This window comes from Streptomyces sp. NPDC099050 (assembly GCF_044759865.1).
In the GTDB taxonomy this organism is placed as follows: domain Bacteria; phylum Actinomycetota; class Actinomycetes; order Streptomycetales; family Streptomycetaceae; genus Streptomyces.
Map to the genome: position 1 here is coordinate 62613 of NZ_JBIWAE010000016.1, position 15666 is coordinate 78278.

General features: G+C 71.9%; 14 protein-coding genes, 1 tRNA gene, 1 pseudogene and 1 riboswitch. Of the genes and pseudogenes, 6 read left to right on the forward strand and 10 right to left on the reverse strand.

Annotated features, from left to right (window positions below; genetic code table 11):
• Positions 1–55: 55 nt before the first annotated feature.
• Complete coding sequence (locus ACIQV3_RS25390; RefSeq protein WP_403715442.1) at positions 56–436, reverse strand: winged helix-turn-helix transcriptional regulator; 381 nt, start codon at positions 434–436, stop codon at positions 56–58.
• Positions 437–546: 110 nt separating this feature from the next.
• Here ACIQV3_RS25390 and ACIQV3_RS25395 point away from each other — a divergent pair, with 110 nt between their 5' ends.
• Together ACIQV3_RS25395 and ACIQV3_RS25400 are read left to right on the forward strand one after the other, a co-directional pair.
• Complete coding sequence (locus ACIQV3_RS25395; RefSeq protein WP_403715445.1) at positions 547–954, forward strand: RidA family protein; 408 nt, start codon at positions 547–549, stop codon at positions 952–954.
• Positions 955–1063: 109 nt separating this feature from the next.
• Positions 1064–2248 carry a PP2C family protein-serine/threonine phosphatase gene (locus tag ACIQV3_RS25400; RefSeq protein WP_403715447.1) on the forward strand — a complete coding sequence of 395 codons (1185 nt, stop codon included), beginning with the start codon at positions 1064–1066 and terminating at the stop codon, positions 2246–2248.
• Positions 2249–2672: 424 nt separating this feature from the next.
• Here ACIQV3_RS25400 and ACIQV3_RS25405 read toward each other — a convergent pair.
• Positions 2673–2746 (reverse strand) — tRNA-Pro (locus ACIQV3_RS25405).
• Positions 2747–2957: 211 nt separating this feature from the next.
• On the opposite strand from ACIQV3_RS25405, the gene ACIQV3_RS25410 reads away from it, so the two are divergent.
• A complete protein-coding gene (locus ACIQV3_RS25410) occupies positions 2958–3380 on the forward strand; it encodes a DUF309 domain-containing protein (protein WP_403715449.1) in 423 nt (140 codons plus the stop codon).
• Between the two features lie 44 nt (positions 3381–3424).
• Here the strand turns inward: ACIQV3_RS25410 and ACIQV3_RS25415 are convergent, their stop codons facing one another.
• Positions 3425–3814: a VOC family protein gene (locus ACIQV3_RS25415; RefSeq protein ID WP_403715452.1), complete on the reverse strand. Its 390-nt coding sequence runs from the start codon at positions 3812–3814 to the stop codon at positions 3425–3427.
• Positions 3815–3818: 4 nt separating this feature from the next.
• Positions 3819–4067 (reverse strand): annotated as a pseudogene (locus tag ACIQV3_RS25420) (LUD domain-containing protein); the annotation flags it as partial.
• Between the two features lie 65 nt (positions 4068–4132).
• Here ACIQV3_RS25420 and cobF point away from each other — a divergent pair.
• On the forward strand, positions 4133–4885 hold the full coding sequence (cobF, locus tag ACIQV3_RS25425; RefSeq protein ID WP_383943364.1) for a precorrin-6A synthase (deacetylating): 753 nt from the start codon (positions 4133–4135) through the stop codon (positions 4883–4885).
• A 9-nt stretch (positions 4886–4894) separates the two neighbouring features.
• Here cobF and ACIQV3_RS25430 read toward each other — a convergent pair whose 3' ends face one another.
• From ACIQV3_RS25430 to ACIQV3_RS25445, 4 genes are all read right to left on the reverse strand, one after another.
• The gene (locus ACIQV3_RS25430; RefSeq protein WP_403715454.1) at positions 4895–6157 is read right to left on the reverse strand and encodes an aminotransferase class V-fold PLP-dependent enzyme; all 1263 of its coding nucleotides are present in this window, start codon (positions 6155–6157) and stop codon (positions 4895–4897) included.
• 120 nt (positions 6158–6277) lie between these two features.
• Positions 6278–6919 (reverse strand): anaerobic ribonucleoside-triphosphate reductase activating protein, encoded by a 642-nt coding sequence (locus tag ACIQV3_RS25435; RefSeq protein WP_403715456.1) that lies wholly within the window; start codon positions 6917–6919, stop codon positions 6278–6280.
• Positions 6916–8694, reverse strand: coding sequence for a ribonucleoside triphosphate reductase (locus ACIQV3_RS25440; RefSeq protein ID WP_403715458.1), 1779 nt, complete (start codon positions 8692–8694; stop codon positions 6916–6918). Before ACIQV3_RS25440 ends, ACIQV3_RS25435 begins: the two co-directional genes overlap by 4 nt.
• A 42-nt stretch (positions 8695–8736) precedes the next feature.
• A riboswitch (cobalamin riboswitch) is annotated at positions 8737–8878 on the reverse strand.
• Positions 8879–9001: 123 nt separating this feature from the next.
• Entirely contained in the window at positions 9002–10168 is a 1167-nt protein-coding gene (locus tag ACIQV3_RS25445; RefSeq protein ID WP_403715461.1) for a glycoside hydrolase family 71 protein, read from the reverse strand.
• 987 nt (positions 10169–11155) lie between these two features.
• Between ACIQV3_RS25445 and ACIQV3_RS25450 the strand changes: the two genes are divergently transcribed.
• A complete protein-coding gene (locus ACIQV3_RS25450; RefSeq protein WP_403715463.1) occupies positions 11156–11479 on the forward strand; it encodes a hypothetical protein in 324 nt (107 codons plus the stop codon).
• A gap of 96 nt (positions 11480–11575) precedes the next feature.
• Here the strand turns inward: ACIQV3_RS25450 and ACIQV3_RS25455 are convergent, their stop codons facing one another.
• The gene (locus tag ACIQV3_RS25455) at positions 11576–13795 is read right to left on the reverse strand and encodes an NADP-dependent isocitrate dehydrogenase (RefSeq protein WP_403715465.1); all 2220 of its coding nucleotides are present in this window, start codon (positions 13793–13795) and stop codon (positions 11576–11578) included.
• 214 nt (positions 13796–14009) lie between these two features.
• Positions 14010–14363, reverse strand: a complete 354-nt coding sequence (locus ACIQV3_RS25460) for a DUF805 domain-containing protein (protein ID WP_403715468.1) — start codon at positions 14361–14363, stop codon at positions 14010–14012.
• Between the two features lie 271 nt (positions 14364–14634).
• Here ACIQV3_RS25460 and ACIQV3_RS25465 point away from each other — a divergent pair, with 271 nt between their 5' ends.
• The gene (locus tag ACIQV3_RS25465) at positions 14635–15657 is read left to right on the forward strand and encodes an NAD-dependent epimerase/dehydratase family protein (protein ID WP_403715470.1); all 1023 of its coding nucleotides are present in this window, start codon (positions 14635–14637) and stop codon (positions 15655–15657) included.
• Positions 15658–15666 lie beyond the last annotated feature (9 nt).

The window sequence follows — 15666 nt, forward strand, 5'->3', positions numbered from 1 at the left end:
CGATGCTCGTCGTCTCCCCCTGGCGCCGTGCCGTCTGCGGCGACCTCACCTCCCCTCAGCCGTCGAACCGCTGACGGGAGGCTTCGATGTGGCCGAGGTGCCGGTGGGTCCAGTCGCACAGTCCGGCGATCGTCACCCGCAGGGCCCGGCCCGGGTCGGTCAGCGCGTACTCGACGCGCGGCGGCACGACGGGGTGGACCGTGCGCTCGATCAGGCCGTAGCGCTCCAGCATGCGCAGGTTCTGGGTGAGCATCTTGTGGCTGATGCCCTCGACCTCGCCCCGCACCTCGGTGAAGCGCAGGGTGCGCTCCCCCAGGGCCTCGATGATCAGGAGCGCCCATTTGTTGGCGACGTCCGAGAAGATCTCCCTCGCCAGGGAGTCCGCGCGCCTGAGGTCGGCGTCCTCGGGCGAGCCGCTGTACTGCTTGGTCACCATCAGGTTCCCCCGTCACCGAAAAGTGCGTTCTTCCATGTCAGCGGACACTCTCCTACGGTTCCCCAGTAACCACAAGAGAGCGACTCCGCCCGCATCAGGAGGCACACGACATGGCGATCACCCTGTTGAACCCCGAGGGACTCCCGGAAATCGACGTCTACCGCCAGGTGTCGGTCGCGAACGGCTCGAAGCTGGTCTTCATCGCCGGACAGGTCGCCTGGGGCCCCGACGGCGTCACCGTCGGCAAGGACGACCTCGCCGCTCAGGTAGAGCGGTGCTACGTCAACATCGCCACCGCCCTCGCCGCGGTCGGCGCCTCCTTCGACGACGTGGCGAAACTGACCGTCTACGTCGTCGACTGGACCCCCGACAAGATGCCCGTGCTGCTCGAAGGCATCAGCCGGGCGGCCGCGGCACTGGGGAGCGCCCCGGTTCCGCCGGCCAGCCTGCTGGGCGTCGCGGCACTGGACGTACCCGAACACCTGGTCGAGATCGAAGCCACGGCGGTCATCGGCTGAACACCACGACCCGTCCGCCGCCACCCGCCAGGTTGACCGCCGCAAGCCGGGCGGGCTGATGAAATGCCTTCTACGGCAGAGGGCGGCGGGCGGCGGGCGGAGGAGGCACGTGTCGGAACAGGGCGGTCCGGGCGGTCCGGAGGCGCGGCTGCGCTCCATGGAGGAGGCCCTGGACCAGATCGGAACCTCCCCCGACGAGCGGCAGACCTGCCGGGAGCTGGCCGGATTCCTGCTCCGCACCCTGTCCGACGCAGCGGCGGTGGACCTGATCCGCCCCGGCGCCCGTACCGAACGCGTGGCGGCGGCCGGTGCGACGGCCCTCCTGGCCGGTTCCGCCGTCGACAGCGCGCCGCTGGTCCGGGCCCTGGACCGCGACCACCCCCTGGAAACGTGGACCGCGGGAACCGGGGCCGCCCGCACCTACGCCGCCTCGGTACCCCTGATGGCCCGGGGCGAGCTGTACGGCAGGATCCTGACCGTCCGCGCGCGGGCGCACTACGGGGACCACGAGCTGGCGACCCTGCACTTCGCGGCGCGGCTGGCCGCCATCCACCTCGGTCACGCCCGGCGCCTCGCGGCCACCGAGCGGACCGCACTGGATCTGCAGCGCGCCCTGGTCGCGGAACCCGGCCGGCCCCACCCCAACCTGGAGATCGCCAGCCGCTACCTGCCCGTCGGGGCCCGCGCCCTGGTCGGCGGCGACTGGTTCGAGACGATCCGCCTGCACTTCGGCCGCACCCTCCTCGCCATCGGGGACGTGATGGGGCACGGCTTGGAGGCCGCGGTCGACATGAACGCGTACCGCTCCGTGCTGCGCGAGGTCGCCTCCACCGATCTCGCCCCGCACCGGGTCCTGCACCAACTCGACTCCCTGTCCGCGTCGGACGACACCCGCAGGCCCGCGACCTGCCTGCTCGTCCGCATCGACCCGGCCCGGGGCATGGCTCTCTACGCCAGCGCGGGTCACCTGCCGCCCGCCCTCTTCACCCGCGACGGCACGGGCGAACTCCTGGACGTACCGGTCGGCCCACCGCTGGGCACCGGCGCCGGCGGCTACGAGGCACTCGCCCGGCCGATCACCGCCGACCAGACCCTGCTGCTCTACACGGACGGACTGGTGGAACGGCGCAGCGAGGACATCGACACCTCCCTGGCCAGGCTCGCCGCCCTTCGCCTGGGCGCCCGGACGAGCCTCACGGAGGTGGTGGACGCGGTCTGCGCCGGACTGGACGCCCAACACGCCGAGGACGACGTGGCCGTACTCGCCGCCCGCCTGCGCCCCCGCCCGACCTGACCCCCGAGGAGGCCTGCCGGGCTGCATCACGTTGCGGTGGACGGGTGTGACTTGCGATGGACGGGTGTGACGAGGTGGCCGCGATCCATGGACACGCTCAGCCACGGCTTGGCATGGGTGGGCCACACCGAATCGGAGCGCCAACAAGGCTGTCGGACAGCCGCCTTGGGCGCAAGTGCGGGACCACGAGATCGGCCTGCGCTGAGTTACGTCGGCGGGAGCAACCCCGGCGCGCGGCCGCTCGGCGTCGACTGCGCCGCTCTCGATTCCAGCTCCGGTCACATCAAGCGCTTCGTCAGCGAGTGCACCGGCCTCGGGGTGAGGACCGCGGCCGGCGAGTCCCTCTTCCACTGGACTCCCGGAAACGATCGAAAGGCCGTTCTGGATTGCTCCAGAACGGCCTCTGACCTACGACTCTTTCGAGTCGGGACGACAGGATTTGAACCTGCGACCCCTTGACCCCCAGTCAAGTGCGCTACCAAGCTGCGCCACGTCCCGATGTGCTTCTGATCTGGGGTTTCCCCCGTCCCGGCGGCACATGCAGAACATTACCCCACACCGGGGGGTGTCCATGCACCGGTTATCGGCGGGAGGGGGATGCCGCGAGGATGGAAAGGTGAACGTACGGGATCGGGACGATGAGGGTCGGGCGCGGAGCGCCCGGCCCAGGGACGGGCTGGGGCGGCCACTGCCTTACGGGGCCCAAGGCGTGGAGCGGCAGCCCGAGGGAGTGGTGCGCTCGCCCGGGGAGACGGTGGCGCAGGCGCAGCGGCTGCTCGACGCCGGGATGCCGTTCCACGCGCACGAGGTGTTCGAGGACGCCTGGAAGTCGGGGCCCGGGGCCGAAGCGCCGCTGTGGCGGGCGCTGGCGCAGCTGGCGGTCGGGCTGACGCACTCCGCGCGCGGGAACGCGGTCGGCGGGGCCAGGCTGCTGCGCCGCGGAGCTTCTGCCCTGGCCGGGCTGTACGCAGCAGGGGGCGCGGCCGTCCCCGAGGCCGGGGCCCCGTACGGGATGGACCTGAGCGGGATCGTGCGCTGGGCCCGGGAGCTGGCGGGGCGGGTGGAGGCAGGAGCGGTCGTCGACGCCGCCGCCGAGGCCCCGCACCTCACGGGCGGCCCCGGCCCGGCCTGAGCCCGGGGCGAGTCCGGCGGACGGCGCCGCCCGCCCGGCCGGGGCTACGCCGGCTGGAGGAGGTCCCAGCGGTTGCCGTAGAGGTCCTGGAAGACGGCGACCGAGCCGTACGTCTCGTGGCGCGGCTCCTCCAGGAAGCGGACGCCCTCCGCGGTCATCCGGGCGTGGTCGGCGGCGAAGTCGTCGGTGTAGAGGAAGAATCCGACCCGGCCGCCCGTCTGGTCGCCGACGCGGGAGCGCTGGGCGTCGTCCTTGGCGCGGGCCAGCAGGAGGGCCGACTCCTTGGCGCCCGGCGGGCGCACCACGACCCAGCGGGAACCGTCCGGGCGCGCGGTGTCCTCGGCGAGGTCGAAGCCGAGCGCGCGGGTGTAGAAGTCGATGGCCTCGTCGTAGTCGTGGACCACGAGGGCGGTGAGGGCGAGGTGGGCGGACATGCCCTCATTGTGCGTCGAGGAGGACCACTTGCAGGGTGCGGGGCCCGTGCACCCCCTCCACCCGGTCCAGCTCGATGTCGCTGGTCGCGGAGGGGCCCGCGATCCAGGTCAGGGCGCGGGTGGGGTCCAGCAGCGGTAGCGCGCGGGGTACCGGGTCGACCACCTGGCCGGGGACGCGGACCACGCGGATGTCGTGGTCCGGGATCAGGGTGATCCGGCGCCGCCCCTGCCCCGGCCCGCCGTCGAGGACGATCGCGAGAGCGCGTCGTTGAGGCGGGTGCCGGACAGGGCGGCGCGCATGACGGGCAGAATGGCCCGGTGAAGAAGTTCTCAGTGATCGGCATAGGCGCGGGCGACCCGGACCACCTGACCCTCCAGGCGGTCAGGGCGATCGGCGCGGCGGACGCATTCCTCATCCTGGAGAAGGGCGAGGAGAAGGCGGATCTGACCGGGCTGCGGCGCGCGATGCTCGACGCGCACGCCCGCCCCGGACACCGGCTGGTGGAGGGCCGCGATCCCGACCGGGACCGGACGCCCTCCGACTACACCCCCACGGTGGACGGCTGGCGCAGCGCGCGGGCCGAGCTCTTCGAGCGGTTCATCGCCGAGGACCTGGCGGAGGGCGAGACGGGCGCGTTCCTGGTGTGGGGCGATCCCTCGCTCTACGACTCCACGCTCGCGATCCTCGACGAGGTGCTGGAGAAGGGCCGGGTCGCCTTCGAGCACGAGGTGGTGCCGGGCATCAGCAGCATCTCCTCGCTGCTGGCCCGCCACCGCACCACCCTGAACCGGGTGGGCCGCCCGGTCCAGATCACCACCGGGCGCCGGCTCGCGGAGGGCTGGCCGGACGGGGTGGACGACGTGGTGGTGATGCTGGATGCCCGGCACGCCTTCACCGCCCACCTCGACCAGGACCTGTACATCTACTGGGGTGCCTACGTCGGCACCCCCGACGAGATCCTGGTCTCGGGGAAGCTGGCGGAGGTCGCCGGCCGGATCGAGGAACTGCGCACCGAGGCCCGGGCCCGCAAGGGCTGGATCATGGACACGTACCTGCTCCGGCGCGACTGAGGCCCCGTCTCAGAGCAGGTAGGCGGGCAGGACCTCGGCGAGCCGTTCGTACTCCTCGGGCCGGTTGTAGATCTGGCCGCTCACCCGGATGCCGCCTCCGCCGGGCCAGGGCCAGACGAGCACCCGGATCCGCTGCTCGGCCGCGATCCGCTCGCGCAGTGCGCCCGCGGCCGCCGGGGTTTCGGCCACCCCCGGCGGCAGGCGCAGCGTACGCAGGGCGAGGCCTTCGGTGTACGGGAGCGGGACGATTCCGGGGATCCCGGCGAGCAGGGCCGCGCCGTAGGCGGCCAGCGCGCTGTTGTGGGCGCGCACCTTGGCCGCGTCGAGCTCCTCCAGCAGGTCGAGCCCCTCCGGGGCGGCGAGCCAGCCGGTGTAGTCGAAGGTGGCGCGGTTCTCCACGGAGCGCGGGTAGCCGTGGTGGTCCTCCCAGGAGGGCACCGGCGGCCGGACGCGGGCGCGGTGCCGCGGGGCGACGGACAGGATCGCGGTGCCGGACGGGGCGTAGGCCCATTTGTGGAGGTTGCCGAACCAGAAGTCCGCGCCCCCGCCCAGGGGGTCCGGGATCATGCCGGGCGCGTGGGCGCCGTCCACGATGGTGGTGATGCCCCGCTCGGCGAGTTCGGCGAGCAGCCGGGGCGAGGCGATGAGCCGGGCGGTGGGCGAGCTGATGTGGTCGAGTACGGCGACCCGGGTCCGCGGGGTGACCCCGGCCAGCACGGTTTCCCGTACGGCGTCCTCGTCGGGGAGGTCGGTGCCCAGGGCCACGGTGGTGAGCGGAGCGCGCCGGGCGGCGGCCGCGACGACGGTGCCGTAGCCGTGGTCGGTGACCAGGATCTCGTCGCCGGCGGCGAACTCCACGGCGTCGAGGGCCACATTGGCGGCCTCGGTGGCGTTGGACACGAAGGCGAGCGCGTCCGGATGGGCGCCGAGCCGGGCGGCGATCCGGGTCCGGGCCCCGACGAGCCGGTCGGGGACGCCGATGAAGAAGGCGTCGGGATCGGCGTGCGCCTCGGCCCGCAGGGCAGCCTGTGCTTCCTGGACGGGGATCGGTACCGCTCCGAACGACCCGTGGTTCAGGTGGCCGACCGCCTCCGAGAGCCGGAACAGCTCGCGGCCGCCCGGGAACTCGGCGGGGCGGCGTACGGACCCGGTGCGTGAGGCGGTCCCGGCCCGCCCGGTGGCGGCTGCGGCTGCGGCTGCGGCTGCGGGGCCGACGCGATCGGCGCGATCGGGGCGGACGGTCGGCTCGGGGGGCTCGGGGGGCTGGGTCACGTGGGACCTCCGTGGGTGCGGCGCGGCTGTCGGGCCGATCATGCCCCGCCGCCCACCCGGAGCGACAGCCCCGTCCCCGGCCATCACGGCCGGGGAAGGGGCCCTCAGACCGCCGGGCCCTCAGACCGCCGGCGGGCGCGCCGTCTGGCGGAGCGTGGGCCCCGCGCCCAGTTCCGCGAGCCAGGCGTCCAGGTCGGCCACGGCGGGCGGGTCCAGCAGAGCCGGGTCCACCGTGGTGCGGAGCTGGTGGGGAACCCCCGAGGCGAGCAGGAGCCGCAGGCTGCGCTCCGCGGAGGCGGCCGCGTGGCCGATGCCGGTGACCCGTTCGTAGCGGCCGGGCGGGGCCTTGACGTCGAAGCCGACCCAGTCCAGCAGGCCCGCGTCCAGCAGCCGGGCGAGGCGCCGGGGGAAGGCTCCCCCGGTGTGGAGCCCGACCTCCAGGCCAAGCGCACGGGCCTCCCGTACGGCCCGGGGCAGGCCGCGCTGGAGCAGCGGTTCCCCGCCCGAGAACACGATCCCGTCGAGCAGCCCCGTACGGCGGGCGAGGTGGCCGAGCACCTCGTCCCAGGAGACGGCGGCGGGGGTACGGGCGGGCAGCAGGCCGGGGTTGTGGCAGTAGCCGCAGCGCCAGGGGCATCCCTGGCAGAAGACGGTGGTGACCAGCCGGCCGGGCCAGTCGCAGGTGGACAGCCGGGACCAGCCGCCGATGCGGATGACCTCGTCCGGCCGCGCGGCGGGTTCGGCGGGCGCGGCGGGGCTCACACCGCCGCCTTGAAGTGGACGCGCTCGGCGTGTTCGCCCTTCTTGCCGATGTTGAAGGAGGACACCGGACGGTGGTAGCCCATGACCCGGGTCCACACCTCGCACGCCGCCCCGCACGTGGGGCAGTGGGGCTGCTCCCCCGCCAGGTAGCCGTGGTCCGCGCAGATGGAGAAGGTCGGGGTCACCGTCAGGTACGGGAGCCGGAAGGTCTCCAACGAGCGCCGGACCAGCTTGCGGCAGGCCTCCGCCGTCGGGATCCTCTCGGGGGTGTACAGGTGCAGGACGGTGCCGCCCGTGTACTTGCCCTGCAGCTCGTCCTGGCGCTCCAGCGCCTCGAAGGGGTCGTCGGTCCAGCCGACGGGCAGCTGCGAGGAGTTGGTGTAGTACGGGTTGGTGTCGGTGCCGGCCTGGAGGATGCCGGGGAAGCGTGCCCGGTCCTCCTTCGCGAAGCGGTACGTCGTCCCCTCTGCGGGGGTGGCCTCCAGGTTGTAGAGGTGGCCGGTGCTCTCCTGGAAGTCGACCATCCGGGCCCGGACCCGGTCCAGGAGCCGGACGGCGAGGGCGTGGCCCTCGGGCGCGGTGATGTCGTACGCGTCCCCGCTGAAGTTGCGCACCATCTCGTTGACCCCGTTGACCCCGATGGTGGAGAAGTGGTTGCGCAGGGTGCCCAAGTACCGCTTGGTGTAAGGGAAGAGACCTCCGTCGATGAGGTCCTGGACGGTGATCCGCTTGAGTTCGAGACTGTCCTTGGCGAGCTCGCACAGCCGGTCCACCTCGGCCAGCAGCCGCTCCTCGTCGCCCGCGTGAAGGTGTCCGAGGCGGGCGCAGTTGAGGGTGACCACACCGAGCGAGCCGGTCTGTTCGGCGCTTCCGAAGAGGCCGTTGCCGCGCTTGAGCAGCTCCGTCAGGTCGAGCTGGAGCCGGCAGCACATGGAGCGGATCATGTTCGGTTCGAGCTCGGAGTTGATGAAGTTCTGGAAGTACGGGAGCCCGTACTTGGCGGTCATCGCGAAGAGCCTCTCGGCGTTCTCGCTCTCCCAGGCGAAGTCCTTGGTGATGTTGTAGGTCGGGATGGGGAAGGTGAACACCCTCCCGGTGGCGTCTCCTTCCGTCATCACCTCGATGTACGCCCGGTTGATCATGTCCATCTCGGCCTGGAGCTCGCCGTAGGCGAAGCCGATCTCCTCCCCCGCGACCACCGGGACCTGCTCGCGCAGGTCCTCGGGGCAGGTCCAGTCGAAGGTGAGGTTGGTGAAGGGAGTCTGGGTGCCCCAGCGCGAGGGCACGTTGAGGTTGTGCACGAGCTCCTGGACGCACTGCCTGACCTGGTCGTACGTCATCGCGTCGAGGCGGACGTACGGGGCGAGGTACGTGTCGAACGAGGAGAAGGCCTGGGCGCCCGCCCATTCGTTCTGCAGGGTGCCGAGGAAGTTCACGATCTGGCCGACGGCCGAGGACAGGTGCCGGGGCGGGGCGGAGTCGATCTGCCCGGGTACCCCGTTGAAGCCCTCGGTCAGCAGGGTGCGCAGGGACCAGCCGGCGCAGTAGCCGGAGAGCATGTCCAGGTCGTGGATGTGCAGGTCGCCCTCGCGGTGGGCGCGGGCCACGGCGGCGGGATAGACCTGTTCCAGCCAGTAGTTCGCCGTGACCTTGCCGGCTGCGTTGAGGATGAGGCCGCCGAGCGAATAGCCCTGGTTGGCATTGGCGTTCACCCGCCAGTCCCGGCGGTCCAGGTACTCGGTCACGGTCTCTACGGCATCGACGACAGCAGGCACGGCGGCCCTCCCACGAGGCTCGGCACGGAAAAATGGCGGGCGCTCTCGAGCGCCCGTGCCGGCAGGTGTCGGACTCGTCCGCCGGGGCGGATTCACCGTTGCGGGGCAGTCCCGGATTCCCACCGGGTTCCCTGTTGCCTCGGTCGGGGAGAGGCCCCGCCGAACCGGCAGAGCCAACACTACATATGGATGTGAGTGCGAGATGCCACCACTACATATGGGGTGCCGAAGGTCCCGGAGCAAGGGACTTCGGGCCCTGCGGGCTCGCGCGGGAGCCCCTGCGGCTCGCGCGGGAACCCCCGCGGACTCAGCTCCGGCCGCTGGTGGCGGCGTGGTACTGGAGGTCCTGGACCTCCACCGTGCGGTCCACCCGGTGGGGCAGCTCCACCCGGGCCCCGGTCCCGCCGTTCCGCACCACGGCCGCCGAGCCCGTGCCCGGACCCAGGGGCAGCAGCTCGGAGTGGACCCCGGCCGGAGCGGCGTGCGCGTCCCCGGCCGCTCCCACGGCCGTACGGATGCTCGCGGGCGCGGTCAGGAAGCTCAGCACCTCCACCGTGTCCCGGGCCGCGGCGCTGCCTCCCCGCAGCGACATCACGAGCGACTGGCCGCCGCTCGGGTCCGCGGCGGCGAACTGGGTGCGCGAGCTCAGGTACAGCGTGTCGCGGACGATCTTCGGCCAGCCGCCCGTCTTGAACCGGGTGAGGTAGTACGAGGAAAGATCCAGGTAGGCATGGCCGTTGTGCAGGGAGGGTGCGAACTGGCTGCTCTCGCTGTAGTCGTTCCAGGTGGTGAGCTGGACCCAGTCGGCCCCGTCCTCGATGGCGCGGTTCCATGTGGCGCGCAGGGTCGCGGTGTTGCCGGCCTCGTCGTAGATGCCCTGGTTGGGCCGGGCGTCCTGGACCGATACGGGCTGCATCCAGATCTTGCCCGCGGCGTGGGCGCGCCGGACGTCGCGCGCGGAGCCCTCCTGGCCGACGTAACTGCGGCTGCCCCACTCGGAGAATCCGTAGCTGATGGGCTCGAACGTAACCCTGTGCGAACCGAAGTCGAGGAAGAGCGGGACGAAGGCGGTACGGATGCCGTGCCGGGACTTCAGGACGTCCATGACCCGGGTCCACCAGGCGGCGCTCTGCTCCTCGGCCTTGAACGGCGAGACGACCAGCCGGCCGTCGGGGAGCCGGTGGGCCGCCGGGGCCTTGCCGAGGTCCGCGAGGAGGTCGGCGAGCACGGCCGGGTCGTCGGTGTCCAGGGAGGTCATGTCCGGCATCAGCATGACCTTGAAGGCCGGGTCCACCGAACGGGCGGCTTCCAGCAGGAGCTCGCAGCGCTCGCGGTTCTTCCCGGTCAGGGAGAGCAGGTCGAGGGTGAATCCGTCGAGGCCGGCGGCGCGGGCCGTACGGACCTCCTGCTGGAGGTTGGCGAGTTCCCAGTTCCCGGCCTTGGGCGGGACGGGCAGCGGCCGGTCGCGCAGCAAGCCGCCGTAACGCTCGTGCTTGCCGTTCTCGCCGTCCGGCTTCAGGTAGTTGCGGGCGTAGTAGTCGACGTCGGCGTGCGCGTTGTCCAGGGAGCGGGTACGGGGTGAAGTAGTGGGCGAAGACCAGCTTCTTGCCGGCGGCGCCGGAGCGCAGGGCAGCGGGCTGCGGCATGTCGAAGGGCAGCGGTCCGGACGGGCGGACCGCGTCGCCCCTGCCGGCCCCCGGGCCCTCGGGCTCCGGGGACGGCCCGGCCGGGCTCTGCGGTGCCGTGGTGCCCGGACCGGCGGCGGTGGGGCCGGTCGCGGTGGGCGCGGGGCCGCCACCGGGGGCCGCGGGCAGGGGGGCGACAGGGACCGCTCCCGGGCGGACCTGCGCGCCGGCGACGGTACGGGTGTCCCAGGCGAGGCCCGTCGCGGCGCAGACGCCGACGAGGAGGAAGGCGGTCAGGAAGAGGCTCAGCACGGGCCTTCGGCTCCGGAAGCCCGCACGGCGCCGGTGCGACGCGGGTCTCGCGCCCCGCCCTGCCCGCCGCCGGTCCGCACTCATCCTGGCCCTCCCCCGAACAGTCCCGCGCCGCGCCCGGACATCGGGCCGCACCGCAGCAGTACAGCGGATTCCGGGCCCCCGGACAACCATGGCCGGAAACGGCCGCGAACGGCGGGGACCGCACGTCTTCGCGCATGAGTGGACAAAGGGATGTGACCTGTACAACTCCTGCGATCATCGGACGGCGCGGGCCTTTCACCGGAATAGGGAATTCCCCTGGCCTTTCCAGAAAAGTGGCGCATAATCGTCTTCATGCGGCTTGAAACAACCCTCTTGCCGCAGGTCACGCATGCAGGGGGGGCATCGTGCCGATGAGGGATTCCAGAGGAGCCGGTACGTTCCCGGCTACCTCCGCGGAGCTGTCCCGTCTTTTCACCGCCGTGCGGCGGGGCAAAGTGCTGACCGTAACCGGTCGGTTCCGTGAGCCCCGGAGCCAGCTGGTGCGGGAGATCGGGCAACGGCTCTCGTCCAATTTCTACAACGGCGTGGCCGTCGTGTCCATGGACCGCCGGTTCGGGGTCCACGACCTGACCGCCGCGCTGGGCAGCCTGCCGGGCATGCCGTTCCTGCCGTACGGGACGTCGAACGCGGCGTCGTGGCTGGCGGAGCGCGACATGCTGCTCGTCCTCGACGGCTGCGAGCACCTCGCGGCCGAGGCCCAGGACTGGCTGCGCGAGCTGCTCGCCGTGGCTCCCGGGCTGCGGATCCTGGCCGCCGGGCGCGACCCGCTGGCCTTCTCGCCGGATCAGGTGCACCGGCTCTGACCGGGTGCGGCCGGGTGCGCGAACGGGTCCGCCCCGGTCGGCGATCGCCGACCGGGGCGGACCCGTGGAAGCGGTGGACCTCGGTCCCCGTGAACCTCAGCCGAGGAGCGCGAGCGCCTCGTTCAGCGTCGCGGACGGCCGCATGATCGCCGATGCCTTGGCGGCGTCGGGCTGGTAGTAGCCGCCGATCTCCGCCGGAGCGCCCTGCACGGCGATGAGCTCGCCGACGATCTTCTCCTCGGACTCGGCCAGCGTCTTGGCCAGCGGGTCGAAGGCAGCGGCCAGCTTCGGGTCGTCGGTCTGGCGCGACAGCTCCTGCGCCCAGTACAGAGCGAGGTAGAAGTGGCTGCCGCGGTTGTCGATGCCGCCCAGCTTGCGGCTCGGCGACTTGTCCTCGCCCAGGAAGGTGCCGGTCGCCCGGTCCAGGGTGTCGGCCAGCACCTGGGCGCGGGCGTTGCCGGTGGTGGTGGCGAGGTGCTCGAAGGAGACGGCCAGCGCGAGGAACTCACCGAGGGAGTCCCAGCGCAGGTAGTTCTCCTTGACGAGCTGCTGGACGTGCTTCGGGGCGGAGCCGCCGGCGCCGGTCTCGAAGAGGCCGCCGCCGTTCATCAGCGGGACGACCGACAGCATCTTGGCGCTGGTGCCCAGCTCCAGGATCGGGAACAGGTCGGTCAGGTAGTCGCGCAGCACGTTGCCGGTCACCGAGATGGTGTCCTCGCCGCGGCGGATCCGCTCCAGGGAGTAGGCGGTGGCCTCGACCGGGGACAGGATCTTGATGGTCAGACCGTCGGTGTCGTGGTCCGCGAGGTACGTCTTGACCTTGGCGATCAGCTGCGCGTCGTGCGCGCGGCCCTCGTCGAGCCAGAAGACGGCCGGGACGCCGGTGGCGCGGGCGCGGGTGACGGCGAGCTTGACCCAGTCCTGGATCGGCGCGTCCTTGGTCTGGCAGGCGCGGAAGATGTCGCCGGCGGCGACCTCCTGCTCCAGGACCGTGGCACCCGAGGCGTCGACGACGCGGACGGTGCCGGCCACGGCCAGCTCGAAGGTCTTGTCGTGGCTGCCGTACTCCTCGGCCTTCTGGGCCATGAGGCCGACGTTCGGCACCGAGCCCATCGTGGACGGGTCGTACGCGCCGTGCGCGCGGCAGTCGTCGATGACGGCCTGGTAGACACCGGCATAGCTGCTGTCCGGGAGGACGGCGAGCGTGTCGGCCTCGGCGCCGTCCGGGCCCCACATGTGGCCGGAGGTGCGGATCATGGCCGGCATCGAGGCGTCGACGATGACGTCGGACGGGACGTGCAGGTTGGTGATGCCCTTGTCGGAGTCGACCATCGCGAGGGCCGGGCCCTCGGCGATCTCGGCGTCGAAGGAGGCCTTGATCGCGTCGGCGTCGGGCAGCGCGCCCAGGCCGTTCAGGATGGTGCCGAGACCGTCGTTCGGGGAGAGGCCGGCGGCCGCCAGGGTCTCGCCGTAGCGGGCGAAGGTCTTCGGGAAGAAGGCGCGGACCACGTGGCCGAAGATGATCGGGTCGGAGACCTTCATCATCGTGGCCTTGAGGTGCACGGAGAACAGGACGTCCTCGGCTTTGGCGCGCTCGATCTGGTCGTTGAGGAAGGTGCGCAGCGCGTCGACGTGCAGGACGGACGCGTCCACGACCTCGCCGGCGAGCACCGGTACGGACTCGCGCAGCACGGTGACGGCGCCGTCGGCGGCGACGTGCTCGAGGCGCAGCGTGCCGGCCTCGGCGATCACGGCGGACTTCTCGGTGGAGCGGAAGTCGTTCTCGCCCATGGTGGCGACGTTCGTCTTCGACTCGGAGACCCAGGCGCCCATGCGGTGCGGGTGCGCCTTGGCGTAGTTCTTGACCGAGGCCGGGGCGCGGCGGTCGGAGTTGCCCTCGCGCAGGACCGGGTTGACGGCGCTGCCCTTGATCTTGTCGTAGCGGGCGCGGTTCTCGCGCTCCTCGTCGTTCTTCGGGTCGTCCGGGTAGTCCGGAAGCGCGTAGCCCTGGCCCTGGAGCTCGGCCACCGCGGCCTTGAGCTGCGGGATCGACGCCGAGACGTTGGGCAGCTTGATGATGTTGGCCTCGGGCGTCTTCGCCAGCTCGCCGAGCTCGGCGAGGGCGTCCGCGATCCGCTGTCCCTCTTCCAGGTACTCGGGGAAGCTGGCGATGATCCGGCCTGCCAGGGAGATGTCACGGGTCTCGACATTCACACCGGCCGTCGACGCGTACGCCTGGATCACAGGCAGGAACGAATACGTCGCGAGGGCCGGGGCCTCGTCAGTGTGCGTGTAGATGATGGTCGAGTCAGTCACCGGATGCTCCGCTCCACAGTCTGCGTCTCTCGTCTGCAACATTGCTCGACATCAAGATATCTCGTGATCGGGCCGGTCTGGACAGCCCCCTGCGCAAGGTCGGACGAGATGCGCGTCACGCGGGGTGCCGGGGAGGCCCCGAACGCCGAAAACGCCGCCACCGGCTGTTTCCAGCCAGGGACGGCGCTCGGGCGCCACTGATGCGCGGACCTGCTTAGGCGTGGACGGCCTTCGGGCTCGGGCCGTACTGGTTCGGTCCGGGGGTCCCCTCGGTGGCCATCAGGACGATGGCCCAGATCCAGCCGACGAAGGGGATGAGGCCGACCAGGATCCACCAACCGGACTTGTCCTGGTCGTGGAGCCGGCGCACGCCCACCCCGAGGGTGGGGAGGAAGAGGCCGAGCACGACGAGCAGGTAGAACAGCGGGTAGGTGGCGGCCGCGAAGTCGATGATGATGGCGACGATCACCAGCGCCGCGTAGAAGAGGACGTACATCCAGTATTCCTGGCGCCTGGCGCGGCCGTTGAAGTCGGCGTACCGCTTGACGACATCGGTGAAGTAGTGCATGGGTCCCCCCTGAGGACGACGTTCCGGCCCACCCGGACGGAGCGAGCCGGGGCAGAACTTATGCCCCGCTTACGTCGCGGTCAAGCCACTTGGCAAGGCACCAAAAGGGTCACTTTTCGCCGCTCGGGGCTCAAACACACGGGTACCGGGCGCGACTTGGGACCCCTTGCCCCCACGCGCTCACCGCCCGTGACGAAATGAGCCTGACGGAAGTCTTACGGCCGGGTGTGGGAGCCCCCCGCGCACCCCGGCAGTCCGTAACGTCCCGGTCATGCGCGTACTCGTCACCGGCGGATCCGGGTTCATCGGCTCCCACATCGTTACCACTCTGCGCCTCCACGGCCACGACCCGCTCGTCCTGGACCTCGTCCCCCCGCCGGACGGCGGCGAGTTCGTACGGGCCGACGTCCGCGAACCCGAGGCGGTACGCCGGGCCCTGCGCGGGGTGGACTCCGTCTGCCACCAGGCCGCGATGGTCGGCCTCGGCAAGGACTTCGCGGACGCCCCGGCGTACGTCTCCCACAACGACCTCGGCACGGCGGTGCTGCTCGCCGCGATGGCGGACGGCGGGGTCCGGGACCTGGTCCTCGCCGGCTCGATGGTGGTCTACGGGGAGGGCCGCTACGAATGCCCCCGCCACGGGGTGGTCCGCCCGGGCCCGCGCCGCGCCGCCGACCTGGCCGCGGGCCGCTTCGAACCGCAGTGCCCCGTCTGCGACTCGGATCTGGCCCCGGGACTGGTGGCCGAGGACGCCCCGACGGATCCGCGCAACGTGTACGCGACCACGAAGCTGGCCCAGGAACACCTGGCGGCCTCCTGGGCCCGGTGCGTGGACGGCCGGGCGGTGTCGCTGCGCTACCACAACGTGTACGGCCCGGGGATGCCGCGCGACACCCCGTACGCGGGCGTGGCCTCCTTCTTCCGCTCCTCGCTGGCGCGGGGCGAGGCCCCGCAGGTGTACGAGGACGGCGGCCAGCGGCGGGACTTCGTCCACGTGACGGACGTCGCGCAGGCCAACGTCCTGGCCCTGGAGGCCTCGACACCGCCCGGCGCGTGCACCGCCTACAACACCGGCAGCGGAACCCCGCACACGGTCGGCGAGATGGCCACCGCCCTGGCCACCGCGCACGGCGGCCCCGCCCCCGTCGTCACCGGCGAGTTCCGCCTCGGCGACGTCCGCCACATCACGGCAGACTCCCACCGGCTGCGCACGGACCTGGGCTGGCGCCCGGAAGTCGACTTCGCGAAGGGCATGACGGACTTCGCGCACGCCACCCAACGCCCCGCTCCCTGACCCGACCCC